We start from the raw sequence: 24,344 nt of genomic DNA on the forward strand, positions 1-24,344 counted from the left end.
GTTCGATCCCGGCGGTGTTTCACGAGCCGGTCGATGCAAAAAAGGGCAGCATTCGCTGCCCTTTTTTTGTCTCCGTATTTTACGCAGCAACCGGGCAACGCCCCGTCGCCGGCTGACTTGCCGTCGTGGCCGTTGCCAACTGTTGCAATCTCGCTGTTGCCGCCTGCCATCCACCGTGACGCGCGCCATGCCGCCCGTCTACAATGCCGGATGCTCAGGGCCGGCCACGCCCGGACACACCGTCTACCGTTTGCCAGCCCGTTTATCCGATACCGCCCAACTGCATGAGATCCGTCGTCCGTCTGACTGCCTCCGCCACCAGTGCGCTACCGCGCTGGCTGCTGCTTACCATCTGTATCGTCTACGCGTCGTTCGGGCTCTTCGGCCGCGATCCGTGGAAGAACGAAGATGCCGCCGGCTTCGGCGTCATGTGGACGATGGCGAAAGGCACCGCGCACGACTGGATGCTGCCGAACATCGTCGGCAAATACATCACATCGGATGGTCCGCTGGGTTACTGGCTTGGCGCCGTCGCGATCCGTGTGCTGTCGCCGTGGGTCGATGCAAGCAATGCGTCGCGCGTGTTCACCGGCTTGCTGTTCTGCGCGGCCTGCGCGTTCGTCTGGTACGCCGCGTATCTGCTCGGCCGCCGGCCCGAAGTGCAGCCGTTCAAGTACGCGTTCGGCGGCGAGCCCGAGCCGCGCGACTACGGCCGCACACTCGCCGACGGCGCACTGCTGATTCTGCTGGCCTGCTTCGGTCTCGCCGAGCGCGGCCACGAAACCACGCCGCAACTCGCGCAGTTCGTCTGCATCGCAATGCTCGTGTACGGGCTCGTACGGATGATCGACAAGCCGGTGCAAGGCTCGCTGCTTTGGGGTCTGGCGCTCGGGCTCGTCGCGTTGACGGCCAATCCCGTGCTGGTGAGCGCACTGCTGGTCGGCACGCTGGTGATGACGCTCATCGTGCGCGAGGCGCAATTGCGCTGGCTGTTGCTGGCGGGTCTGCCGGTCGCGCTGGTCGTGTCGATCGCGTGGCCGGTGGCCGCCCTGATCACATTTCCCGACGATGCCGTCTGGTTCCTTCACCAGTGGGTGCATGTCAGCATCAACACGTTCGGGGGGCCGCCCGGGTCGGTGCTGCGTTATGCGCTGAAAAACCTGCCGCTCTTCACATGGCCTGCGTGGCCGCTCGCCATCTGGGCATGGTTCAGCTGGTCGGGATTGCGTCGCGCGCCGCACATTGCAATTCCGATGTCGGTCATCGCGCCGCTGCTGATTCTCGTCGTGCTGCAAAGCATGTCGACGAACCGTTTCTACATGCTGCTGCTGCCCGCGCTCGCGGTGCTCGCCACGTTCGCGCTGCCCACGCTCAAGCGCGGCGCGATCAACGCGATCGACTGGTTCGCGGTGCTCAGCTTCACGATTCTCGGCAGTTTTGTGTGGCTCGTGTGGCTGGCCGGCATGACAGGTTTTCCGCATCCGCTCGCGCGCAATCTCGCGCGTCTCGCACCCGGCTTCACGCCGCAGTTCAAGATCCTGTCGTTCGTGTGCGCCGTGGCCGTCACAGTCTGCTGGTTCGCGCTCGTGCAATGGCGTATTGCCCGGCATCCGAAGGTGCTCTGGCGCAGCGTGGTGCTCTCTAGCGCCGGCACGACGCTCATGTGGGTGCTGCTGATGACGCTCTGGCTGCCGGTGGTGAACTACAGCCGGACGTACAAGGACGTCGCGCAGCAGATCGCAAGCCATCTGCCGGATGACTACACGTGCATCTCGCCGGTCCGTCTCGGCGATGCACAGATCGCCACCTTCGCCTATTTCGGCAACATGCATTTTTCGTTCGACGAAGACTGCGACGTGATCCTGCGCCAGGACACGCAGGATTTCGGCGAACCCAGTTCGATGTCGAACTTCGTCTGGAAGCTGGTCTGGGAAGGCCGCCGCGTTGCCGACCGCGACGAACGGTTCCGTCTGTACGTTCGCATCGACCGCCCGAAACCGCCGGTCAAACGTCGCGGCCCGCGTCAGAAACCGGGTTGACCATGTTCGCCGACGTGCGGAAAATCGCCGCGCTCGCGTGGCCTGTACTGATCGGACAACTCGCGATCATCGCATTCGGCGTGATCGATACGGCAATGGTCGGGCGCTATTCCGCGATCGATCTCGCGGCACTCGGGCTCGGCTCGTCGATCTATATCTCAGTGTACATCGGCCTTACCGGCATTCTCACCGCGCTGCAGCCGATCACCGGACAGCTCTACGGCGCGCGGCGCTACAGCGAGATCGGCGAGGAAGTGCGTCAGGCGCTGTGGCTCGCGCTGGTTCTGATGGCGCTGGGCTTTTTGATTCTGTATTTTCCCGGACCGCTGCTGCGTATCGCACATGCGCCCGAAGCGCTGCGTGAGCGTACCGTCGCGTACCTGCAGATTCTCTCATTCGGGTTGCCCGCGAGCCTCGCGTTTCGTGTGTACAGTTCGCTGACCAATGCAGTGGGGCAGCCGCGACTCGTCATGATCCTGCAAGTCGGCGCGCTGCTGCTCAAGATTCCGCTCAACCTGTGGTTCATCTTCGGCGGTGCAGGCGTGCCCGCGCTCGGCGGCCCCGGCTGCGCGCTCGCGAGTACCGCCATCAACTGGACGCTCGCGATCGTCGGCATGACGCTGCTGGTGCGCCTGGACATCTTCCGCCCGTTCGCCACCTTCTCGCGCTTCTGCTGGCCTGTATGGAAGCGTCAGACCGCGCTGCTGAAGCTCGGCATTCCGATGGGACTGTCGTACCTGATCGAGGTCACGTCCTATACGTTCATGGCGCTCTTCATCGCGCGCTTCGGGACCACGACGCTCGCCGGTCACCAGATCGCGGGCAATCTCGGCGCGGTGCTGTACATGACACCGCTGTCCATCGGCATCGCCTCCTCGACGCTCGTCGCGCAGGCACTCGGCGCGCAACGTCCCGCCGACGCCCACACGCTCGCGCGACACGGCATCCTGATGGCGTGCGCGATCGCGTGCTGCTACGGCATGATCGTGCTCGCACTGCGGCCTTTCATCATCGTGGGCTATACGTCGAATGCACAGGTCGCGGCGGCCGCGATGCCGCTCGTGCTGATCGTGATCGTCTACCACCTCTTCGACGCGCTCCAGATCACCACCGCGTTCGTGCTGCGCGCGTATCGCGTCGCCGTTGTGCCGACCGTGATCTATGCCGTCGCGTTGTGGGGCGTCGGCCTTGGCGGCGGCTATCTGCTCGGCTTCAACGTCAGCGGACGGGTTCCCGAATGGTTCACCGGTGCGCGCGGTTTCTGGGTCGCCAATGCGGCGAGCCTCGCTATCGCCGGCATCGGCCTCATGCTCTACTGGCGCACGGTCAGCGCGCGCCATCTGCGTGCCGGCGCACGTTCCCCGCACGTCGACCCCGCCGTATAGCCGTATTGCGCCTGGCTTCGGAGTGACGCAAAACGCATCAACTCGATAACGCGCGGATCTGCCGTGCCGGTCTTCCTTCCCGCTCGCGCACCTTATCCACGGTGTTAGTTGTCAAAAAATGCCCGTATTGATTTACTTGTCACGAATCGATGGGTATAAATCGGGCACTTTTCATAAAAAGGGCGCGCAATGTATCCTATGCTTGAAGGCAGCGCCTGCTGACTGGATGCGTCGTCCGTTCCCGGCTTTTTTTTTGCCCTCAATGGAGTGCCTGCCATGCTGAAGAAGCTGTTAATGCTCTGCGTCGCGCTTGTCCTGTCTTTGTCCGCTGGTTTCGCGGCGGCCGTCGAAGTCAATTCGGCCGATCAGGCCGCGCTTGAATCGGTGAAGGGCATCGGCCCGGCCCATGCGAAAGCGATCATCGACGAGCGGACCAAAAACGGCCCGTTCAAGGACGCCGACGATCTCGCGACACGCGTCAAGGGAATCGGCACCAAGTCGGTAGTCAATCTTGAAGCAGCCGGTTTGACGATCAACGGTTCGACGGCGCCGCCGAGTGGTGCGAAAGCCACCGCGCCAGCAGCAGCGAAACCAGTGAGCAAGCCCGCTACACCTGCCGCCACGATGACGATGGCACCCGCCAGCACACCGGCGGCAGCGTCGACGAAGAAGTCGAAAAAGAGCAAGACGGCCGCGGCGGCTTCGGCGCCAGCGACAACCGTAGCGGCATCCGCCAGTGCGCCGGCGAGCGCATCGGACACGAAAGCATCGAAGAAAAAGTCGAAGAAGGCCAAGGCCGCATCGGCAGCATCGGGCGCCTGAGGCTCGACATCTGAGGATCGCGCTGGCGACCTGGTCCGTGCGATCCGCGTAATCCCCGCCGCGCCCCCGCGCGGCGCATTTCACCCGCTGGCGCATGTGTGTCGTGCCGGCATTCCAGAGAGACAGTCATGAGCCTACTCGACAGCATCGGTTCCCTGCTTGGTAAATCGCCTGAAGGCGGCGGCGGACAGCAGGCGTTGATCGCCACCGCACTCGAATTCGTGAACAACCAGCCGGGCGGCCTGAACGGCCTGATCCAGCAATTCAAGGACAAAGGCGCCGGCGACATCATCAGTTCGTGGGTCAGCAACGGCGAGAATCAGGCAATCTCGCCGGACACGCTGCACAGCGTGCTCGGTTCGGACACTGTCACGAATCTCGCATCGAAAGCCGGTGTGGCGCCCGATCAGGTCAGCGGTCTGCTCTCGCAGATCCTGCCGCACGTGGTGAACGCGGCAACGCCCGAAGGCGAAGTGCCGGCCGAAGGCAAGCTCAACGCCACGACGGTTCTCGGCGCACTCGGCGGTATCGCCTCGCTCCTCGGCAAGGGCGACAAGACCGCTTGATATCCGCGCGGTCGTCACGGTCGAAAAAAAGGCAGCGAGAAATCGCTGCCTTTTTCACTGCTTTTACCGCCGCGTCGTGTTCGTGTACCAGAACGGCATACCCGAACAAACATCGTAATCGCGAGCGACGCAACACGCCGCCGCCCGCGCACTACGCTTAATGCACGACACGCTCGAAAACGAGTGCGCCGTTGTCCACTTCGACCGGTATCACATCCTTCGGGCCGAACCTGCCAGCCAGAATCAGCTTCGCGACCGGATTTTCGATCTCCTGCTGGATCGCGCGCTTGAGCGGACGGGCGCCAAAGAGCGGATCGTAACCAACCTTGCCGATGTGCTCCAGCGCGCCATCCGACACGACGAGCTGCATGTCGAGCTTCGCGAGCCGTTCCTGCAGACGCTGCAACTGGATCCGCGCAATCGACTGGATGTTCGTGCGATCGAGTGCGTGGAACACGACGACATCGTCGATCCGGTTCAGGAACTCGGGCCGGAAGTGCAGCTTCACCTCTTCCCAGACCGCATCCTTCACCGCATCCTGCGGCTCGCCGACCATCGACTGGATCACCTGCGACCCAAGGTTCGACGTCATCACGATCACCGTATTCTTGAAGTCGACGGTGCGTCCCTGGCCATCGGTCATGCGACCGTCGTCCAGTACCTGCAGCAGCACGTTGAACACGTCCGGATGCGCCTTCTCGACTTCGTCGAGCAGGATCACGCTGTACGGCTTGCGGCGCACGGCCTCGGTCAGATAGCCGCCTTCTTCGTATCCGACATAGCCCGGCGGCGCACCGATCAGCCGCGCGACGCTGTGCTTCTCCATGAATTCGCTCATGTCGATACGGATCAGATGATCTTCCGAATCGAACAGGAACGAAGCGAGCGCCTTGCACAGTTCCGTCTTGCCGACACCCGTCGGCCCGAGGAACAGGAACGAACCATACGGCCGGTTCGGATCGGCGAGACCCGCACGCGAGCGGCGGATCGCATCGGCCACCGAGCCGATCGCCTCATCCTGACCGACGACGCGCTCATGCAGCTTCTCTTCGATCTGCAGCAGTTTTTCGCGCTCGCCCTGCATCATCCGCGACACCGGAATGCCGGTTGAACGCGACACGACTTCCGCGATTTCCTCCGCGCCGACCTGGGTGCGCAACAGACGCCGACGCGTGGGATTGTTCTGTTCCTGCGCCTCGGCCTGCGTGACCTGCTTCAACTGGGCCTCGAGCTGCGGCAACGTGCCGTACTGCAGTTCGGCGACTTTCTCGAGCTTGCCCTGACGTTGCAGACGCACGATTTCCGCACGCGTTTTCTCGATCTCTTCCTTGAATTGCGCGCTGCCCTGCACCGCCGCTTTTTCAGCCGTCCAGATCTCTTCGAGGTCCGAATATTCGCGGTCGAGCCGCTCGATTTCTTCCTCGATCAATTGCAGGCGCTTCTGCGACGCTTCGTCCTTTTCCTTCTTGACGGCTTCGCGCTCGATCTTCAACTGGATCAACCGACGGTCGAGCCGGTCCATCTCTTCCGGCTTCGAATCGATTTCCATCTTGATCTTCGACGCAGCTTCGTCGATCAGGTCGATGGCCTTGTCCGGCAGAAAACGATCCGTGATATAGCGATGCGACAGTTCCGCGGCCGCGACGATCGCCGGGTCGGTGATGTCGACGCCGTGGTGCAGCTCGTACTTTTCCTGCAGGCCGCGCAGGATCGCGATGGTCGCCTCGACCGACGGCTCGTCCACCAGCACCTTCTGGAACCGGCGTTCGAGCGCCGCGTCCTTTTCGATGTACTTGCGGTATTCGTCGAGCGTGGTCGCGCCGACGCAATGCAGCTCACCGCGCGAGAGCGCCGGCTTCAGCATGTTGCCCGCGTCCATCGCGCCTTCGGCCTTGCCCGCGCCGACCATCGTATGGATTTCGTCGATGAAAACGATGGTTTGACCTTCGTCTTTCGCGATGTCGTTGAGCACGGCTTTCAGGCGCTCTTCGAACTCGCCGCGATACTTCGCGCCCGCGAGCAGCGCCGCCATGTCGAGCGACAGCACGCGCTTGCCCTTCAGCGTTTCCGGCACTTCGCCGTTGACGATGCGCTGCGCGAGGCCCTCGACAATCGCCGTCTTGCCCACGCCCGGCTCGCCGATGAGCACCGGATTGTTCTTCGTACGACGTTGCAGGATCTGGATCGAGCGACGAATTTCGTCGTCACGGCCGATCACCGGATCGAGCTTGCCGGCGCGGGCACGCTCGGTCAGATCGACCGTGTATTTCTTCAGCGCTTCGCGCTGGCTCTCGGCGTCCTGGTTGTGCACCTGCGAGCCGCCACGCACCGCGACGATCGCCGTTTCCAGCGACTTGCGCGACAGGCCGTGCTGGCGCGCGAGCCGACCTGCCTCGCCCTTGTCGTCGGCGATGGCGAGCAGGAACATCTCGCTCGCGATGAAGGTGTCGTTGAGCTTTTGCGCTTCCTTGTCGGCCTGGTTGAGGAGGCCAGTGAGTTCGCGGCCGATCTGCACGTTGCCGTCGGTGCCCTGCACCTGCGGCAGGCGCGTGATCGCGTCGTTCAGCGCGGTTTGCAGCGGCTGCACGTGCACGCCTGCACGCGAGAGCAACGAGCGGGCCGAACCATCCTGCTGCGCGACGAGCGCGGCAAGCACGTGGACCGGTTCTATGTATTGATTGTCGTGACCGACAGCCAGGCTTTGCGCATCCGCCAATGCTTCCTGGAATTTGGTGGTGAGTTTGTCGATTCTCATCAAGAGACCTCCAATTTCGAATATCACCAAAATGAGGCGTTTTGTGCGGGTTTCAAGCGCCTGATCGCATTCGACTGGCGTTTTTTTGCAAATTCGCCAACAAACTGCCGACACCCGTTTCAGCGTCGGGCGGACGATGCAGAACGAACCCACGCGACCGGAACAATCTGCCCGATCCGGAGCAACGCGGCAAGTGGTTCGGCCGGTTGGGCGCAAGCTCGTGGATCGTGTGCCAACCACGTCGGTGCAAGGGTTGCCGATCCTGTATGCTCGCAATAAGATGTAGTCTGGATGCAACTATTTCGCCTGCCTGCCCGCGCTGCTTCGCGTTGTGCGATGAGCCTGGCTTGCGATCCGGTGCCGCCGGGTTGTCCCTTGTTGTCGTCTGGTTGCGGCTTCAGGCGACAGTGCGATGAAGCTGCCCTGTTTTGCTTTACAGCGTGCCCGCGCCCTGCGCGCTGACTTTTTCACCGTGGTTACCCAATGAATCCGACTTTTCCGCCCCGGCCGGCCGTCGCGCGCCAGCCCGAACCGACCGAAGAAAATATCCACGCGCTCGTCTACGCGTTCTACGACCGTGTCCAGGCCGACCCGATGCTGGGCCCCATCTTCGAGCAGAAGCTCGCGGGACGCTGGGACGAACATTTACCGAAGATGTGCACGTTCTGGTCGAGCATCGTGCTTGGCCAGAAGGGATATCGCGGTAACGTGCAGCAGGCGCACCAGCCACTGCCGGGGATCGAGCCGCAGCATTTCAGCCGCTGGCTATACCTGTTCCTGGATACCGTGGAATCGCGCTACGAGCCCGCGGCTGCCGTGCGTTTCATGGAGCCCGCACTGCGTATCGCGCAGAGCCTGCAACTGTCGAAATTTGGCTGGGATTACACGATTCCCGAGGAACAGAAGGCGTTGCTGGAGCGACTTGCGCCGCGCCGGCACAGGGACGATGACGCACCCGATACGACGCCCCCACGCGGCGAGTCATTTCCGGCGAAGATCATCGGCCGTTCGGCGGAGGATTGAGTGCAAGATCGGGCCGCCTGGTGCGTTCGGCACCATCGGGCCTGCGCTCGAAGGGCTGCGGACGCGTCTCCGCGATTCGGGCTGGCGCACGCGACCGGCTACTTCGCGTTACCCGAATCCAGACCCCACCGCGCCAGCGCGGCGTCGTCCGTGACGCGCGCATCGACCCAGCGCTCGCCTTGCCCGGTTTTTTCCTTCTTCCAGAACGGCGCCTGCGTCTTCAGGTAGTCCATCACGAACTCGCACGAAGCGAACGCTTCGCCGCGATGTGCGGCGGTGGTCGCGACCAGCACGATCTGGTCGAGCGGATAGAGCTTGCCGACCCGATGCACGATCAGGACCTCGATACCCGGCCAGCGTTCGCGCGCCGTCGCGACAATCGCTTCCAGCGCCTTTTCCGTCATGCCCGGATAGTGTTCGAGCTCCATCGTCTCGACGGCGCTCCCGTCGTTCAGATCGCGAACGGTGCCGACGAAACACGCCACCGCGCCGACCTTCGGGTTCAGGGCGCGCAACGCGGCGACCTCGGTTGTCAGGTCAAAATCTTCGGTCTGGACGCGAACGGTCATCGGGAACTCCTCAGCCGCCCGTGACCGGCGGAAAAAACGCGACTTCACAGCCTTCGGTGACGCGTGTGCCGGCGTCGGTCATGACGTGATTACAGGCCATCCGCAACGCGCGGCCTTCGGCGAGCGCCTCGGCCCATGCACCGCCCCGCACGCGCAACCAGGCGCGCACGTCGCCGAGCGTCGCGATACCGTCGGGAACGACCACGGATTCGTCCGCGATCCCGACCGCCTCACGCACACTCGCAAAATATTTCAGCTGGATCTTCATGTTCGGTCCCGGGCGCGGCTGGCGACAGCGTCAGCCCAGCAATTCGGAAAAGGGAATGAACCGCACGGTCTCGCCTGTCGTAATGGCGTGATTCGGCGGATTGTCGATCAGCCCGTCGCCCCACACTGTCGACGTCAGCACTGCTGAACTCTGGTTCGGAAACAGGTCGAGGCCGCCCGCCGGGTTGATGCGCGCGCGCAGGAATTCATTGCGACGGTCCGCCTTCGACTGCGAAAAATCGGCGCGCAGCGACAACGCGCGCGGCGACACGGTGCGCACGCCGGCAAGCCTCAGGATGAATGGTCTGACGAACAGCAAAAACGTGACGAAGGTCGAAACAGGATTACCCGGCAGGCCGATGAAATACGTTTCGTTCGACACCGATGCGACGGTATCGACACCGGTGCTGCCAGCGCGCCGCACCGCGCCGAACGCGAGCGGCTTGCCGGGCTTCATCGCGATCTGCCACATCGACAGATGCCCTTCTGCCTCGACCGCGGGCTTCACGTGGTCTTCCTCGCCAACGGATACGCCGCCGCAGGTCAGGATCAGATCGTGCGCCTGCGACGCCTCGCGCAGCGTGGCACGGGTCGCGTCGAGCCTGTCGGGCACGATGCCGTAGTCCGTCACGTCGCAGCCGAGGTTTTCCAGCAGACCGCGCAACGTAAAGCGATTCGAGTTGTAGATCGCGCCTGGCTTGAGCGGCTCACCAGGCATCGTCAGTTCGTCGCCCGTGAAGAAGACCGCGACTTTCACGCGCCGCGTCACCGTCAGCGACGCGCTCCCGACCGACGCGGCCAGACCGAGCGCCTGCGGCGTCAGGCGCGTGCCGGCGGGCAGGATCACCGAGCCGCTGCGAATATCCGCGCCCTGCTGCGTAATCCACTCGCCGGCTTTCGGCGTATGCAGGATCGAGACCTCACTGCCGTCGGCTTCGGCCTGCTCCTGCATGACGATGGCATCCGCGCCCGGCGGCACCGTGGCACCCGTGAAAATGCGCGCCGCCGTGCCAGCCGCGAGCGGCTGCGGAGCGTGACCGGCCGGGATGCGCTGCGACACCGGCAGCCGGCGGTCGCCCTGCAACAGATCGGCCACGCGCACCGCGTAGCCATCCATCGAACTGGTGTTCATGGGCGGCACGTCGAGCGACGAAACGACATCGACGGCGAGCACGCGGTTCAATGCGCGAGGCGTGAGCAACGTTTCGGCACCCTCGACCGCGCGAGCCGCGCCGAGCAGCGTGACGAGCGCTTCGGCAGTCGAAAGCATCGGCGCACGGGGCGCTGGATAAGTGGGCGTGGACATCGATTGGGCGAATGCGCGGGACCGAAAAGGACATTGTAGCGGGCGACGGCCTTCGACGGGTGCGCGCGCCGGCATGCTGGTCATCCGGCCAGGGCCACGGACGGCAGAACGGCCATGATGGGCCTCACATCGCGAGGCCTGTCATGGCCGCTCCTGGTCTTCAAGCCGCACTAACGTGCGCTTGCCTGATTAGTCGACCGTATGCGCCGCGACGAAGTCCTTCACCCGCGTAGCGTCCGCCGGCAGCACCTCGAATCGCTGCGGCAGCGCTTCAATACCCGAAAACGCGGCAGGCCGCTCCGGTTCGCGCTGCAGCGCTTCGCGGATCGTTTCGCCGAACTTGACCGGTTGCGCCGTCTCCAGCACGATCATCGGGATACCCGGTTGCAGATGCTCGCGCGCGACCTTCAGACCGTCGGCGGTATGCGTGTCGATCATCGTGTCGTAACGCTCGAACACGTCACGAATCGCATCGACGCGGTCAGCGTGGCTGCTGCGTCCCGACACGAAACCGAACTCCGCGACGCGCGCGAAATCGCCGCTCGCGGCCAGATCGAAACCGCCCTTTTCCTCGACGTCGTGGAACAGTTGCAGCACGCGCTTCGGGTCGCGGCCCAGCAGGTCGAACACGAAACGTTCGAAGTTCGAAGCCTTCGAGATATCCATACTCGGGCTGCTCGTGTGATACGTCTCGGCGGCCTTGCGCACGCGATAGATGCCGGTGCGAAAGAATTCGTCGAGCACGTCGTTCTCGTTCGTCGCGACCACGAGCTTTTCGACCGGCAGACCCATCATCCGCGCGATGTGGCCGGCGCAGACATTGCCGAAATTGCCCGACGGCACCGTGAATGAAACGCGCTCGTCGTTCGATTTCGTCGCGGCGAAATAGCCCTTGAAGTAGTACACGACCTGCGCCACGACACGCGCCCAGTTGATCGAATTGACCGTGCCGATCCGGTGCCGCGCCTTGAACGCGTGATCGTTCGAGACAGCTTTCACGATGTCCTGGCAGTCGTCGAACACGCCAGCCACCGCCAGGTTGAAGATGTTCGGATCCTGCAGGCTGTACATCTGCGCCGTCTGGAACGCGCTCATCTTTTTATGCGGCGACAGCATGAAAACGCGCACGCCCTTCTTGCCGCGCATCGCGTATTCGGCCGCGCTGCCGGTATCGCCCGAGGTCGCGCCGAGAATGTTCAGCGTCTCGCCGTGCTTTGCCAGCGCGTATTCGAACAGGTTGCCGATCAGCTGCATCGCCATGTCCTTGAACGCGAGCGTCGGACCGTTCGACAGTTCCAGCAGCGACAGTGGCGCGCCGCTTTCGATGCCCAGCGTTTTCAGCGGCGTGATCTGCGCGGCGCTTTCGTCATCGCGCACGTTGCAGTAGGTTTCGGCGGTGTACGTGCGGCGCGTGAGCGCGCGCAGGTCTTCGGCAGGAATGTCGTCGCTGAATTTCGACAGGATCTCGAACGCGAGATCCGCATACGGCAGCGTGCGCCAGCGGGACAGTTCGTCGGCCGACACGCGCGGATATTCCGCGGGCAGGTACAGGCCGCCGTCTTTCGCAAGACCGCCGAGCAGGATGTCGGAGAAAGTGTGGCGCTCGCTGGCACCGGCGCCGCGTGTGGAGATGTAGTTCATGTGTCTGCCTAGTTCAGCGCTTCCATGCGCAGCTTCGTCACCTGCGATACGACGGTCTTCAGCGCTTCGATCGTTTTGATCGCCGCGTTCACGTTCTTTTCGACCGTTTCGTGCGTGATCAGGATGATGTCGGTTTCGCCCTTGCCGTTTGCGTCCACGTGCTCGGATTCCTTCTGCAGCAGTGCGTCGATCGAGATTCCCCGGTCGGCCAGAATGCGCGTGATGTCGGCCAGCACGCCGGTCACGTCGGCGACCCGCAGACGCAGGTAGTAGCCGCTCGTCACCTCGTCGATCGGCAGGATCGGCGTGCTGGACAGGCTGTCCGGCTGGAACGCGAGATGCGGCACGCGATGCTCCGGGTCGGCCGTATGCAGGCGCGTCACGTCGACAAGATCGGCGATCACGGCGGAAGCCGTCGGCTCCGCGCCCGCGCCCTTGCCGTAGTACAGCGTCGAGCCCACTGCGTCGCCATGCACGACGACCGCGTTCATCGCGCCTTCCACGTTTGCGAGCAGACGTTTTTCAGGAATCAGCGTGGGATGCACGCGCAACTCGATGCCGTTTTCCGCGCGGCGCGCGATGCCAAGCAGCTTGATGCGATAGCCGAGCTCTTCGGCGTATCTGATGTCGATCGCGGCGAGCTTGCTGATGCCTTCGACGTACGCGCGGTCGAACTGCACCGGCACGCCGAACGCGATCGCGCTCATGATCGTGGCCTTGTGCGCGGCGTCGACACCTTCGATGTCGAATGTCGGATCCGCTTCCGCATAACCGAGTTCCTGCGCGGCTTTGAGCGCCGTCGCGAAATCGAGGCCACGGTCGCGCATTTCCGACAGGATGTAGTTCGTCGTACCGTTAATGATGCCGGCGATGTACTGGATGCGGTTCGCCGTCAGCCCTTCGCGCAGCGCCTTGATGATCGGAATGCCGCCGGCCACGGCCGCTTCGAACGACACCATCACGCCGTTCGCGCGCGCCGCCTCGAAAATCTCCGTGCCGTGCACCGCGAGCAGCGCCTTGTTGGCGGTGACCACGTGCTTGCGGTTGCGAATGGCGCGCAGCACGAGTTCGCGTGCGATCGCCGTGCCGCCGATCATTTCCGCGACGATGTCGATTGACGGATCGTCGACCACCGAGCCGAAGTCGTCCGTGACCTCCACGGAGCCGGCGGCATCGCCGAGCGCGGCAGTCGCCTTCGCCGGGTTGCGCACGGCAATGCGTGTGACTTCAATACCGCGACCCGCGCGACGTTTGATTTCTTCCTGATTGCGGCGCAGTACGGTGAAGGTGCCGCTGCCTACCGTGCCGAAGCCCAGCAGTCCAACTTTGATCGGTTCCATGCAGCGTGTGTTTTCGAGTAAGAGATTTAGGGAACAGTATTGCGGGCGGCGCTGGCGCTGAACACCTGGCCTTATGCCGTATGCCGTTTGCGGTAGCCGTCGAGAAAACGGGCGATACGGGTGATCGAATCCGCCAGATCGTCGACGTTCGGCAGGAACACGACGCGGAAATGGTCCGGCGCGTTCCAGTTGAAACCGGTGCCCTGCACGAGTAGCACACGCTCCGCGAGCAGCAGGTCGAGAATGAACTGCTGGTCGTTCTGGATCGGGTACATCTTCGGGTCGAGGCGCGGGAACATGTACAACGCTGCCTGCGGCTTCACACAGGTTACGCCAGGAATCGACGTCAGCATGTCGTACGCGAGTTCGCGTTGCTTGTAGAGGCGGCCGCCAGGGACGATCAGGTCGTTGATGCTCTGATAGCCGCCAAGCGCCGTCTGGATCGCGTATTGGCCCGGCACGTTCGGACACAGCCGCATCGAGGCGAGAATGCCGAGCCCTTCGATATAGTCTTTCGAGCGGAGGCGGTTCTCGCCCGTCAGGCCCGAAATGAACATCCAGCCGGCCCGGTAACCACACGAACGGTAGCTCTTCGACAGACTGTTGAACGTGACCGTCAGCACGTCTTCCGACAACGCGCCAATCGCGGTATGCGTCTTGCCGTCGTAGACGATCTTGTCGTAGACCTCGTCGGCGAAAATCACGAGGCCGTGTTCGCGTGCGATCTGGATCAGTTCCAGCAGCAGTTCATCCGAATACAGCGCACCGGTCGGATTGTTCGGGTTGATCACGACGAGCGCGCGCGTGTTCGGCGTGATTTTCGCGCGGATGTCGTCCGGGTCGGGCATCCAGGCGTTCGATTCGTCGCAGATGTAGTGCACCGGCGTGCCACCCGAGAGACTCACACCGGCCGTCCACAGCGGGTAATCCGGCGCGGGCAGCAGCACTTCGTCGCCGTCGTTAAGCAGGCCCTGAAGCGCCATCACGATCAGCTCGGACGCGCCGTTGCCGATGAAGATATCGTCGAGCTCAACGCCCTGCACGTTCTTCTGCTGCGCGTAGTGCATGATCGCCTTGCGCGCGGCGAAGACGCCCTTCGAGTCGGAATAGCCCGACGAAGCGGGCAGGTTCCGGATCATGTCCTGGATGATTTCGTCCGGCGCGTCGAAACCGAACGGCGCGAGGTTGCCGATATTCAGCTTGATGATGCGATGGCCTTCGTCTTCGAGACGCTTCGCGTGTTCGAGAACGGGCCCGCGAATGTCGTAGCAGACATTCAACAGCTTGTTGGATTTCAGAATCGGTTTCACGGGGGCACAAGGTCCTGTAAATCAGCCGGCCGCTTCGCCTGGCCGGTCAGCCAGCGGAATCAGCCATCTAGTCAGCTACATGAGTCCAGCTACCCGGGTCCAGCTACACAGGTCAGCCAGAAGAACAGGCCACATCGGTCGGCCAGACAGGTCGGTCTGGATGTTTCAGCCGGATCAGCTCGATCAGCCGGGGTGAGCCGGACTGCGAAAGCCTGAAGACGGGAAGCCGGACCCGGGTGGGCCGGTCATGCGCGGGGTGTGCGGACCTGTCCGGTCGCGTCCGGCCGCCGTCTGGCGGAGCACTCCGGCGCTGCTTGTGGCGACGCGCGAAGCAAGGGGCGCCGCCGGGCGGCTAAAAAGTTATAATTTAGCGGATTTTAGCCGGGTTCCGCAATGCACCAACCGCGTTGGCGGCCCTTTTCGGCTATTTCGTGTCAAATTACGTGAAACCTTTACAATGCGCGCCGGCCCGACCGGCACACGCGGGCCGCCCCCGGCGGGCGTCGCGGGCGCACCGGGATCACGTAACATCTGACCCTCGCTCCACGACGACCCCGGATCACGAATTTGAAACTACATCAGGATTCCAGCGGCGCCCTCAACACGGTTACCGGTTACGGGCCCGGCTACGTCGAAATCAACCTCGTGCGCCATCAGGGCAGCATTCTCGTGCTGCCGGAGGCGCCTGTCATTGCCTGGCCGGTCTCCTCGTTCGAAGCCCTGGGCGCGGAGCATTTCGAACTTCTGGTCGCGCCTGCGCCGGAAGTTGTCATTTTCGGCAGCGGCGAGCGTCTGCGCTTTCCGCATCCACGACTGACGGCCGCCCTCGCGAAGCACCGCATCGGCGTCGAAACGATGGATTTCAAGGCCGCCTGCCGGACCTACAACATCCTGATGGCCGAGGGCCGCAAGGTCGCGGCCGCATTGCTGATCGAAGGCTAGCCGGCACGGCGCACCGATGGCCGCGTCACGCCGGTGACGTACACTGCGCGGCATTCGTCGCACAGGCAGGCGTGGCGGGCTGCTGGAGCGTGCCCATCAGGTCCCGTATGTCCGTGTGAGCGCGGCGCGCGTTCGGCGCCGCCCGTTCCACTTCACAACGCCGCATGCGCGGCAAAGACAAACAGGTTGATTCCACATGAACGATACGCCGTCACGGCTACCGCTCAACCGCACCGCGATCCTGCTGCTGATCCTCGCGCTTGCGCTTATCTGGTTCGTGCCGCTCGGCTGGCGCCACCTGCTGCCAAGCGACGAAGGCCGCTATGCGGAAATGGCACGCGAAATGTTCGTGACCGGCGACTGGATCACGCCGCGCTACAACGGCTACAAATACTTCGAAAAGCCGCCGCTGCAAACCTGGCTCAACGCGCTCACGTTCGCGTGGTTCGGCATCGGTGAATGGCAGGCGCGCCTCTACACGGCGCTGACGGGCTTTGCAGGTGTGCTGCTCATCGGTTTTACCGGCACGCGCGTTTTCAACGCCGCGACGGGCGTCTTCGCCGCGATCGTGCTCGCGAGCGCGCCGTACTGGAACCTGATGGGCCACTTCAACACGCTCGACATGGGCCTGTCGTTCTGGATGGAAGTCACGCTGTGTTCGCTGCTCCTCGCACAGCGCCCCAACGTGCCCGCGAACCACGTGCGGCTCTGGATGTGGCTGTGCTGGGGGTCGATGGCGCTCGCCGTGCTGTCGAAGGGGCTCATCGGCGTGATCCTGCCGGGCGCGGCGCTCGTGCTCTATACGCTCATCGTGCGCGACTGGGCAATCTGGAAGCGGCTGTATCTGGTGAGCGGCCTGATCGTGTTCTTCGCGATCGCGACGCCATGGTTCGTGCTCGTGCAGCAGCGCAATCCGGAGTTTCTGAATTTCTTCTTCATCGTGCAGCAGTTCCAGCGCTACCTGACGCCCGAGCAGAACCGCCCCGGTCCGCTCTACTATTTCGTGGCCGTGATGCTGGTCGGCTTCCTGCCCTGGCTGTCGGTCAGCGTGCAGAGCATCCGGCACGCACTGCGCGTGCCGCGCCAGCCGAACGGCTTTTCACCGCCGATGATGCTGATCATCTGGTCGGCGTTCATTTTCCTGTTCTTCAGCGCTTCGCATTCGAAGCTGATCTCTTACACGCTGCCCGTCGCGCCCGCGCTCGCCCTGCTGCTCGGCATGTATCTGCCGCTTCTCAAACGCGATGAGTTCCGTCGGCATCTGGCTGGCTACGCGGTGTTTTTCGTCGTCGCGGCGTTTGGCGCGATCTTCCTGAGTCGCGCCGGCGACGCCCGCAACCCGAACGAGCTGTACCGTGCGTTCCAGGTCTGGGTGTACGCCGCGCTCGGCGTGGCCTTCGCGCTGACGATCGTCGCGCTCTGGCTCAACCGCCGCAGCCGCGGCGGTATTGTCGGCGCGACGGTCGCGTTCGCCGCCGGCTGGGTGCTGCTCGGCACGATCGCCGGCACCGGGCACGACGTGTTCGGCCGACTGAGCTCGGGCGCCCCGCTCGCGCCGGCCGTGCGCGCCGCCATCGCGAAGCTGCCGCCCGACACCCCGTTCTATTCGGTTGGTGTGCTCGACCACACGATGCCGTTCTACATCGGTCATACGATGATCATGGTCGAAAATCCGGACGAACTGCGTTTCGGCGTCACCGTCGAACCGCAAAAGTGGGTGCCGACCATCGCCGAATGGATCCAGCGCTGGAATGCGGAGCCGTATGCGCTGGCCCTGATGACGACCCAGCGTTTCAGCGATCTGTCCGCCCAGCACGTGCCGATGCAGGTCGTCGCACGCGATTCGCGGCGCGTGATCGTGGAAAAACCGGGCGTGGAAAAACCGCAACAATGACCTCATATATCAAACACGGGACCGTTTCTCGCTGATGAACCCTATTTCCCTTTTCTGTATTCTCGCGGGCGTTTCGCTGAACGCGGGCGCCCAGTTGCTGCTGAAGGCGGGTACGAATGCCGTTGGACACTTTGAATTCACCCGTGCGAACATCATTCCTGTCGCATGGCGGCTCGCGACGCAACCGCCCATCATCGGCGGTCTCGCCTGCTATGTGATCAGCGTGGCGGTGTGGATCGTGGGGCTGTCGCGGGTGGACGTATCGATTGCCTATCCGATGCTTTCGCTCGGATACGTCGTCAACGCGTTCGCCGCCTGGTATCTGTTCGGCGAAATCATGTCGGTCCAGAAGCTGGTCGGCATCGGCATCATTCTCGTCGGCGTTGTCGTGCTGGCGCGAAGCTAGTCGCAATGGCGCGGCGCGCGTAGCACAGCGGGCTGGGCCGCACATAACCAGCCGAAGCGCGAAATTGCACACTTTTTATAGAGCACTGCATTCATGACTGAGTCAACCGTCCCGTTTTTACCGTTCGTCCGCCCGGAAATCGATGAAGAAACGATTCAGGGCGTAGCCGACGTGCTGCGTTCCGGCTGGATCACGACCGGCCCTCAGAACCAGCAGTTCGAAGCGGCGCTGTCGGCATTCTGCGGCGGCCGTCCGGTGCGAACGTTCAATTCCGGCACGGCGACGCTCGAAATCGGCCTGCGTATCGCGGGCGTGAAGGAAGGCGACGAGGTCATCACGACGCCCGCGTCGTGGGTCTCGACAAGCAACGTGATCCTCGAAACGGGCGCGACGCCGGTGTTCGTCGATATCGATCCGAAAACGCGCAATATCGACCTCGATCTGCTCGAAAAGGCGATCACGCCGCGCACGAAGGCGATCATTCCGGTGTATCTGTCCGGCCTGCCCGTCGACATGGACCGTCTGTACGAAATTGCCCGCGCGCGCAGGCTGCGCGTGATCGAAGACGCGGCGCAGGCGTTCGGCTCGACCTGGAAAGGCGAGCGCATCGGCAAGATCGGCGATATCGTGTCGTTCAGCTTCCACGCGAACAAGAACCTGACGTCGATCGAAGGCGGCGCGCTCGTGCTCAACAACGAAGACGAAGCGATTCTCGCGCAGAAGTACCGCCTGCAAGGCATCACGCGGACCGGCTTCGACGGCATGGACTGCGACGTGCTGGGCGGCAAATACAACCTGACCGACGTCGCGGCGCGCGTCGGTCTCGGCCAGTTGCCGCATCTCGAACGCTTTATCGCGCAGCGCAAAAAGCTCGCGCGCGCGTATTTCGCGGGCTTCGAGGGCGGCGCCGCGGTGAAACTCGGCATGGGTCTGCCGCTTGCGGATTTCGAAAACAGCAACTGGCACATGTTCCAGATCACGCTGCCGCTGGAACGGCTCTCGCTCGACCGCGCCGGTTTCATGGCGCAACTGAAGGAACGCGGGATCGGCTCGGGCGTGCATTACCCTGCGATTCACCTGTTTTCGCTGTATCGCGCGCGCGGCTTCAGGGAAGGCATGTTCCCGCACGCGGAGCGCTTCGGCGCGACCACGGTCACGCTGCCGCTCTTCACGCTGATGAACGAAGACGACGTGGCGCGTGTGTGCCGCGCGGTCAATGAAATTTGCGAACAATACGGAAAATAAGCGGAAATGAGCCAAACGGAACATCACTCCGTCGTGCCGGAAGTCTCGATCGTCATTCCGGTGTACAACGAGGAACAGGGTCTCGCGGCCCTCTTCGATCGCCTGTATCCAGCGCTCGACGCGCTGGGCACGACCTATGAAGTGGTCTTCATCAACGACGGCAGCCGCGACAAGTCCGCCGCCATCCTCGCCGGACAGTTTCGCGCCCGGCCGGACGTGACGCGCGTGATCCTGCTGAACGGCAACTTCGGCCAGCATATGGCGATTCTCGCGGGCTTCGAGCAGTCGCGCGGCGAGATCGTGCTCACGCTCGACGCGGACCTGCAGAACCCGCCCGAGGAAATCGCGAAACTCGTCGCGAAGATGCGTGAAGGTTACGACTACGTCGGCTCGATCCGCACGCAACGTCAGGACAGCTTCTTCCGGCGCAAGGCGTCGCGCGCGATGAACCGTCTGCGCGAGCGCATCACGCGCATCAAGATGACCGACCAGGGCTGCATGCTGCGCGCGTACAGCCGCCAGGTGATCGACACGATCAACCGCTGCGGCGAAATCAATACGTTCATCCCGGCGCTCGCGTACACGTTCGCGCAGAACCCGGTTGAAATCGAGGTCGCGCACGAAGAGCGTTTCGCGGGCGAATCGAAGTATTCGCTGTACAGCCTGATCCGGCTGAACTTCGATCTCGTGACCGGGTTTTCAGTGGTGCCGCTGCAATGGCTGTCGTTCATCGGCGTGATTCTTTCGTTCGGGTCCGCGGCGCTCTTCGTGCTGCTGCTGATTCGCCGCTTCGTCATCGGGGCGGAAGTGCAGGGTGTGTTCACGCTGTTCGCCATCACGTTCTTCCTGCTTGGCGTGATCATTTTCGCGCTCGGGCTGCTCGGCGAATACATCGGGCGCATCTATCAGCAGGTGCGGGCGCGGCCGCGCTATCTGGTGCAGACCATCCTCCAGCAGCGCGACGGCGCGACCGTCACGCAGACGCCGCGCCAAACCATCGTTCAGGGTGTGCAGAACCTGCAGAACGCGCCCCTGATCGACCTGGACTCGCAGTCATGAAGCCACGCGCGGTCGTATTCGCGTATCACAACGTCGGCGTGCGCTGCCTGCAGGTGCTGCTTGCGCGCGGCGTCGACGTCGCGCTGGTCGTCACGCACGAAGACAGCCCGACCGAGAACATCTGGTTCGGCAGTGTCGCCTCTGTCGCGGCCGAACACGGCATTGCGGCCGTGACGCCGGCCGATCCGCGCAGCGCCGAGCTGCGCGCGGCGGTGAGCGCCGCGCGGCCGGATTTCATCTTCTCGTTCTACTACCGGCATATGCTGCCGGTCGACCTGCTGGCGATCGCCGCGCGCGGCGCGTACAACATGCACGGCTCACTGCTGCCGAAATACCGCGGCCGCGTGCCCACCAACTGGGCGGTGCTGAACGGCGAAACGGAAACCGGCGCGACGCTGCATGAGATGGCCGCGAAGCCCGACGCCGGCGCGATCCTCGCGCAGACGCCCGTGCCGATCCTGCCCGACGACACCGCGGCGCAGGTCTTCGACAAGACCACCGTCGCGGCCGAACAGACGCTCTGGCGCGTATTGCCCGCGCTGCTCGCCGGCGAGGCGCCGCATCTGCCGAACGACCTGACGCAAGGCAGCTACTTCGGCGGCCGCAAGCCCGAGGACGGCCGTATCGACTGGAGCAGGCCCGCACAGCAGGTGTACAACCTGATCCGCGCGGTCGCGCCGCCCTATCCCGGCGCGTTCACCGATATCGGCAGCGAACGGTTCGTCGTCGCGCGCGCGCGACTGGCCCGTCCGGGTGCGATCCAGTCAGATTTGCCCCCGGGTCTACACGTAAGCGATAATGCCGTTTTTGCGATATGCGGCGACGGCCGCGCGATCGCCATCCACGAATTGCGGCACCAGCGCGACGGGCAGGAAACTGTCGTCACCCCCGCCGGGTTCGCCCAGCTCATTCACTCTTCCCGCCATCCTTCATGAAAAAAGTCCTGATTCTGGGTGTGAACGGCTTCATCGGCCATCACCTGTCCAAGCGCATTCTCGAAACCACCGACTGGGAAGTGTTCGGGATGGACATGCAGACCGAGCGCCTCGGCGACCTCGTCAACCATGAGCGGATGCACTTCTTCGAAGGCGACATCACGATCAACAAGGAGTGGGTCGAGTATCACGTGAAGAAGTGCGACGTGATCCTGCCGCTCGTCGCGATCGCCACGCCGGCCACGTATGTGAAGCAGCCGCTGCGCGTGTTCGAACTCGACTTCGAGGCCAACCTGCCAATCGTGCGTTCGGCCGTCAAGTACGGCAAGCATCTGGTGTTTCCGTCGACGTCGGAAGTCTATGGCATGTGTTCGGACGAGCAGTTCGATCCGGATGAATCCGCCCTCACCTACGGCCCGATCAACAAGCCACGCTGGATCTACGCGTGCTCGAAGCAGCTGATGGACCGCGTGATCTGGGGTTACGGCATGGAAGGCCTGAATTTCACGCTGTTCCGTCCGTTCAACTGGATCGGCCCGGGCCTCGATTCGATCTACACGCCGAAGGAAGGCAGCTCGCGCGTGGTCACGCAGTTCCTCGGCCACATCGTGCGCGGCGAGAACATCAGCCTCGTCGACGGTGGCGCGCAAAAGCGTGCATTCACCGATATCGACGACGGCATCGGCGCGCTGATGAAGATCATCGAAAACAAGGGCGGCATTGCGTCGGGCAAGATCTACAACATCGGCAACCCGGTGAACAACTTCTCGGTGCGCGAACTGGCGCACAAGATGCTTGCGCTCGCCGCCGAATTCCCGGAATACGCGGATATGGCGAAGAAGGTGCAACTGGTCGAGACGTCGTCGGGCGCCTACTACGGCGCGGGTTATCAGGACGTGCAGAACCGCGTGCCCAGGATCGACAACACGATGCAGGAGCTCGGCTGGAAGCCGGTTTCCACATTCGACGAAGCGCTGCGCAAGATTTTCGAAGCGTATCGCGGGCATGTGGGCGAAGCGCGCGCGCTGGTCGAACAGCATTAAATAAAGGGTCGACCTTGCCTCGTATCGTTCTGAAGATCGACGTCGACACGTTGCGTGGCACCCGTGAAGGTGTGCCGAATCTCGCGCGCATTTTCGACCGCTTCAAGGCGCGCGCGACGTTTCTTTTCAGCCTGGGGCCCGACCATACCGGCTGGGCGATGCGCCGGGTGCTACGACCGGGGTTCCTGAAGAAGGTGTCACGCACCTCGGTGGTCGAGCATTACGGCGTGAAGCAGCTGATGTACGGCGTGCTGCTGCCCGGCCCGGACGTCGGCGCCCGCGCGGCGTCCGAAATGCGCGCGATTCACGAAGCCGGCTTCGAGTGCGGCATCCATACATGGGATCACGTGTACTGGCAGGACAACGTCCGCGCGCGTTCGCGTGAATGGACCACCGGCGAGATGCGGAAGAGCCACGCGCGGTTCATCGAGGTATTCGGTTCACCGCCCGCCACGCACGGCGCGGCGGGCTGGCAGATGAACCGCCATGCATTCGAGCAGATCGACGCGTGGGGCATGCAGTATGCGTCCGACGGCCGTGGTCATTCGCCGTACTTCCCGGTCGTGGGCGGGCGGCAGCTATCGCACGTGCAGATGCCCACCACACTGCCGACACTCGACGAAGTGCTGGGTGTCGACGGCGTGGATACCAGTAACGTGGCGGCCTGGTATCTGAAACTCACCGGGAATAATCCGCGCGATCACGTGTTCACCCTGCACGCGGAACTCGAGGGGCAGAAACTCGCGCCCGTCTTCGAACAGCTGCTCGACGGCTGGCGCGCGCAGGGCTACACGTTTGCGACCATGGGCGACTACCACGCCACGCTGGACCGCGGCACGCTGCCATCGTACCCTGTCGCGTGGGGTGAAATTCCTGGCCGCTCCGGCGAACTGATCGTCCAGCCCGACTGATCCGCGCCGCGTTCTGCCGGCCAGGCCGCGTACCGCGCCGGTTTGCCGATCCGCTTATTTCCCCGCTCGATGCTCAAGATCCGGCACCGCCGTTTCACCGCGGCGCGCCGGCCAATAACAAACGGAGAACCTCGTGCCCATCGCAGTCGACCAACCCGTCCCCGACTTCACCGCTGCCGCGACCGGCGGCGAATTCACGCTGTCCAGTCTTCGGGGCAAGAAGGTGGTGCTGTATTTTTACCCGAAGGACAACACGCCGGGCTGCACGACCGAAGGCCTGCAGTTCCGCGACCTGTATCCGAAGTTCAGAAAGGCTGGCGCGGAGATTGTCGGCGTATCGCGCGATAGCGTCCGCTCGCATGACAACTTCAAGTCGAAGCTCGAATTGCCGTTTCCGCTGGTATCGGATCCCGAAGAAACGCTGTGCCTGCTCTTCGGCGTCATGAAACTGAAGAAAATGTATGGCAAAGAAGTACGGGGCATCGAACGCTCGACGTTCCTGATCGACGGCGACGGCGTGCTGCGTCACGAATGGCGCGGCGTCAAGGTGCCAGGGCATGTCGACGAGATTCTGGAAACTGTACAAGGCCTTTGAGCCGCGTTATATTGGGCTGTAATGAGTGACTGTCCATCCCATTCTTTCCGCCGCTGCGCCGCCGCCAATGGCACCCTTGACGGCAACTTTGACGCCGGGTTCGATACCGCCGCCGTCGAAGAAGTGAGGCGCCACGCGACGACCGAAGTCGAGCCGCTTGCTCCGTTTGCCGGGGCGGCGGCTTTTTTATTTGCGCGAAGCCGCTCTTTCGTTCAGCAACGCGTTTTCCTCAAGGAGCTCATCGAAACTCAGGCGAACCGGCATTTCTAGACCAAAGCGCGTCTCCGGACG

General features: G+C 63.3%; 22 protein-coding genes. 15 read left to right on the forward strand and 7 right to left on the reverse strand.

What is annotated here, in order from left to right; genetic code table 11:
* The first annotated feature begins 284 nt into the window (after positions 1-284).
* The 4 genes from LPA37_RS05630 (at position 285) to LPA37_RS05645 (ending at position 4,812) form a co-directional block, all read left to right on the forward strand.
* The gene (locus tag LPA37_RS05630) at positions 285-2,039 is read left to right on the forward strand and encodes an ArnT family glycosyltransferase (RefSeq protein ID WP_228974446.1); all 1,755 of its coding nucleotides are present in this window, start codon (positions 285-287) and stop codon (positions 2,037-2,039) included.
* Positions 2,040-2,041: 2 nt separating this feature from the next.
* Positions 2,042-3,424, forward strand: coding sequence for an MATE family efflux transporter (locus tag LPA37_RS05635; protein WP_229012011.1), 1,383 nt, complete (start codon positions 2,042-2,044; stop codon positions 3,422-3,424).
* A 276-nt stretch (positions 3,425-3,700) separates the two neighbouring features.
* Positions 3,701-4,246, forward strand: a complete 546-nt coding sequence (locus LPA37_RS05640; RefSeq protein ID WP_228974450.1) for a ComEA family DNA-binding protein — start codon at positions 3,701-3,703, stop codon at positions 4,244-4,246.
* A gap of 98 nt (positions 4,247-4,344) precedes the next feature.
* On the forward strand, positions 4,345-4,812 hold the full coding sequence (locus LPA37_RS05645) for a YidB family protein (protein WP_407672485.1): 468 nt from the start codon (positions 4,345-4,347) through the stop codon (positions 4,810-4,812).
* A gap of 157 nt (positions 4,813-4,969) precedes the next feature.
* On the opposite strand, the gene clpB is transcribed toward LPA37_RS05645, so the two are convergent.
* Positions 4,970-7,567 (reverse strand): ATP-dependent chaperone ClpB, encoded by a 2,598-nt coding sequence (clpB, locus tag LPA37_RS05650; RefSeq protein ID WP_228974456.1) that lies wholly within the window; start codon positions 7,565-7,567, stop codon positions 4,970-4,972.
* A 483-nt stretch (positions 7,568-8,050) separates the two neighbouring features.
* On the opposite strand from clpB, the gene LPA37_RS05655 reads away from it, so the two are divergent.
* Entirely contained in the window at positions 8,051-8,590 is a 540-nt protein-coding gene (locus tag LPA37_RS05655) for a group III truncated hemoglobin (RefSeq protein WP_228974457.1), read from the forward strand.
* 98 nt (positions 8,591-8,688) lie between these two features.
* Here the strand turns inward: LPA37_RS05655 and moaE are convergent, their stop codons facing one another.
* The 6 genes from moaE to LPA37_RS05685 form a co-directional block, all read right to left on the reverse strand.
* Positions 8,689-9,159, reverse strand: coding sequence for a molybdopterin synthase catalytic subunit MoaE (gene moaE / locus LPA37_RS05660; RefSeq protein ID WP_228974459.1), 471 nt, complete (start codon positions 9,157-9,159; stop codon positions 8,689-8,691).
* A 10-nt stretch (positions 9,160-9,169) separates the two neighbouring features.
* Complete coding sequence (gene moaD, locus LPA37_RS05665; RefSeq protein ID WP_228974462.1) at positions 9,170-9,427, reverse strand: molybdopterin converting factor subunit 1; 258 nt, start codon at positions 9,425-9,427, stop codon at positions 9,170-9,172.
* Between the two features lie 30 nt (positions 9,428-9,457).
* Positions 9,458-10,696: a molybdopterin molybdotransferase MoeA gene (locus tag LPA37_RS05670; protein WP_407672486.1), complete on the reverse strand. Its 1,239-nt coding sequence runs from the start codon at positions 10,694-10,696 to the stop codon at positions 9,458-9,460.
* A 225-nt stretch (positions 10,697-10,921) separates the two neighbouring features.
* Positions 10,922-12,373 carry a threonine synthase gene (thrC, locus tag LPA37_RS05675; protein WP_229012013.1) on the reverse strand — a complete coding sequence of 484 codons (1,452 nt, stop codon included), beginning with the start codon at positions 12,371-12,373 and terminating at the stop codon, positions 10,922-10,924.
* 8 nt (positions 12,374-12,381) lie between these two features.
* Positions 12,382-13,713 carry a homoserine dehydrogenase gene (locus tag LPA37_RS05680; RefSeq protein WP_229012015.1) on the reverse strand — a complete coding sequence of 444 codons (1,332 nt, stop codon included), beginning with the start codon at positions 13,711-13,713 and terminating at the stop codon, positions 12,382-12,384.
* A 71-nt stretch (positions 13,714-13,784) separates the two neighbouring features.
* Complete coding sequence (locus tag LPA37_RS05685; protein ID WP_228974470.1) at positions 13,785-15,023, reverse strand: pyridoxal phosphate-dependent aminotransferase; 1,239 nt, start codon at positions 15,021-15,023, stop codon at positions 13,785-13,787.
* Positions 15,024-15,590: 567 nt separating this feature from the next.
* On the opposite strand from LPA37_RS05685, the gene LPA37_RS05690 reads away from it, so the two are divergent.
* The 10 genes from LPA37_RS05690 (at position 15,591) to LPA37_RS05735 (ending at position 24,323) form a co-directional block, all read left to right on the forward strand.
* Positions 15,591-15,965 carry an Mth938-like domain-containing protein gene (locus LPA37_RS05690; RefSeq protein WP_228974472.1) on the forward strand — a complete coding sequence of 125 codons (375 nt, stop codon included), beginning with the start codon at positions 15,591-15,593 and terminating at the stop codon, positions 15,963-15,965.
* 196 nt (positions 15,966-16,161) lie between these two features.
* On the forward strand, positions 16,162-17,859 hold the full coding sequence (locus tag LPA37_RS05695; protein WP_228974474.1) for a glycosyltransferase family 39 protein: 1,698 nt from the start codon (positions 16,162-16,164) through the stop codon (positions 17,857-17,859).
* A 34-nt stretch (positions 17,860-17,893) separates the two neighbouring features.
* A complete protein-coding gene (locus LPA37_RS05700; RefSeq protein ID WP_228974476.1) occupies positions 17,894-18,265 on the forward strand; it encodes an SMR family transporter in 372 nt (123 codons plus the stop codon).
* A 93-nt stretch (positions 18,266-18,358) separates the two neighbouring features.
* Positions 18,359-19,510 (forward strand): DegT/DnrJ/EryC1/StrS family aminotransferase, encoded by a 1,152-nt coding sequence (locus LPA37_RS05705; protein ID WP_228974479.1) that lies wholly within the window; start codon positions 18,359-18,361, stop codon positions 19,508-19,510.
* Positions 19,511-19,516: 6 nt separating this feature from the next.
* Positions 19,517-20,569, forward strand: a complete 1,053-nt coding sequence (locus tag LPA37_RS05710) for a glycosyltransferase (RefSeq protein ID WP_228974481.1) — start codon at positions 19,517-19,519, stop codon at positions 20,567-20,569.
* Positions 20,566-21,504: a formyltransferase gene (locus tag LPA37_RS05715; RefSeq protein ID WP_228974487.1), complete on the forward strand. Its 939-nt coding sequence runs from the start codon at positions 20,566-20,568 to the stop codon at positions 21,502-21,504. The genes LPA37_RS05710 and LPA37_RS05715 overlap by 4 nt, the downstream gene beginning before the upstream one ends.
* Positions 21,501-22,547 (forward strand): bifunctional UDP-4-keto-pentose/UDP-xylose synthase, encoded by a 1,047-nt coding sequence (locus LPA37_RS05720; protein WP_228974489.1) that lies wholly within the window; start codon positions 21,501-21,503, stop codon positions 22,545-22,547. The genes LPA37_RS05715 and LPA37_RS05720 overlap by 4 nt, the downstream gene beginning before the upstream one ends.
* Before the next feature lie 14 nt (positions 22,548-22,561).
* Entirely contained in the window at positions 22,562-23,458 is an 897-nt protein-coding gene (locus LPA37_RS05725; RefSeq protein WP_229012017.1) for a polysaccharide deacetylase family protein, read from the forward strand.
* A 133-nt stretch (positions 23,459-23,591) separates the two neighbouring features.
* Complete coding sequence (locus tag LPA37_RS05730; protein WP_228974495.1) at positions 23,592-24,053, forward strand: peroxiredoxin; 462 nt, start codon at positions 23,592-23,594, stop codon at positions 24,051-24,053.
* A gap of 21 nt (positions 24,054-24,074) precedes the next feature.
* Positions 24,075-24,323, forward strand: a complete 249-nt coding sequence (locus LPA37_RS05735; protein WP_228974497.1) for a hypothetical protein — start codon at positions 24,075-24,077, stop codon at positions 24,321-24,323.
* The last annotated feature ends 21 nt before the right edge of the window (positions 24,324-24,344 follow it).

This window comes from Paraburkholderia gardini (assembly GCF_907164545.1).
Lineage (GTDB): Bacteria > Pseudomonadota > Gammaproteobacteria > Burkholderiales > Burkholderiaceae > Paraburkholderia > Paraburkholderia gardini.

What these genes read in the sequence shown, in the direction of transcription:
- LPA37_RS05630 (WP_228974446.1), top strand. Translation starts at nt 285, where the DNA reads ATGAGATCCGTCGTCCGTCTGACTGCCTCCGCCACCAGTGCGCTACCG.
- LPA37_RS05635 (WP_229012011.1), top strand. Translation starts at nt 2,042, where the DNA reads ATGTTCGCCGACGTGCGGAAAATCGCCGCGCTCGCGTGGCCTGTACTG.
- LPA37_RS05640 (WP_228974450.1), top strand. Translation starts at nt 3,701, where the DNA reads ATGCTGAAGAAGCTGTTAATGCTCTGCGTCGCGCTTGTCCTGTCTTTG.
- clpB (WP_228974456.1), bottom strand. Translation starts at nt 7,567, where the DNA reads ATGAGAATCGACAAACTCACCACCAAATTCCAGGAAGCATTGGCGGAT.
- LPA37_RS05655 (WP_228974457.1), top strand. Translation starts at nt 8,051, where the DNA reads ATGAATCCGACTTTTCCGCCCCGGCCGGCCGTCGCGCGCCAGCCCGAA.
- moaE (WP_228974459.1), bottom strand. Translation starts at nt 9,159, where the DNA reads ATGACCGTTCGCGTCCAGACCGAAGATTTTGACCTGACAACCGAGGTC.
- moaD (WP_228974462.1), bottom strand. Translation starts at nt 9,427, where the DNA reads ATGAAGATCCAGCTGAAATATTTTGCGAGTGTGCGTGAGGCGGTCGGG.
- LPA37_RS05670 (WP_407672486.1), bottom strand. Translation starts at nt 10,696, where the DNA reads ATGCTTTCGACTGCCGAAGCGCTCGTCACGCTGCTCGGCGCGGCTCGC.
- thrC (WP_229012013.1), bottom strand. Translation starts at nt 12,373, where the DNA reads ATGAACTACATCTCCACACGCGGCGCCGGTGCCAGCGAGCGCCACACT.
- LPA37_RS05680 (WP_229012015.1), bottom strand. Translation starts at nt 13,713, where the DNA reads ATGGAACCGATCAAAGTTGGACTGCTGGGCTTCGGCACGGTAGGCAGC.
- LPA37_RS05695 (WP_228974474.1), top strand. Translation starts at nt 16,162, where the DNA reads ATGAACGATACGCCGTCACGGCTACCGCTCAACCGCACCGCGATCCTG.
- LPA37_RS05700 (WP_228974476.1), top strand. Translation starts at nt 17,894, where the DNA reads ATGAACCCTATTTCCCTTTTCTGTATTCTCGCGGGCGTTTCGCTGAAC.
- LPA37_RS05705 (WP_228974479.1), top strand. Translation starts at nt 18,359, where the DNA reads ATGACTGAGTCAACCGTCCCGTTTTTACCGTTCGTCCGCCCGGAAATC.
- LPA37_RS05710 (WP_228974481.1), top strand. Translation starts at nt 19,517, where the DNA reads ATGAGCCAAACGGAACATCACTCCGTCGTGCCGGAAGTCTCGATCGTC.
- LPA37_RS05715 (WP_228974487.1), top strand. Translation starts at nt 20,566, where the DNA reads ATGAAGCCACGCGCGGTCGTATTCGCGTATCACAACGTCGGCGTGCGC.
- LPA37_RS05720 (WP_228974489.1), top strand. Translation starts at nt 21,501, where the DNA reads ATGAAAAAAGTCCTGATTCTGGGTGTGAACGGCTTCATCGGCCATCAC.
- LPA37_RS05735 (WP_228974497.1), top strand. Translation starts at nt 24,075, where the DNA reads ATGAGTGACTGTCCATCCCATTCTTTCCGCCGCTGCGCCGCCGCCAAT.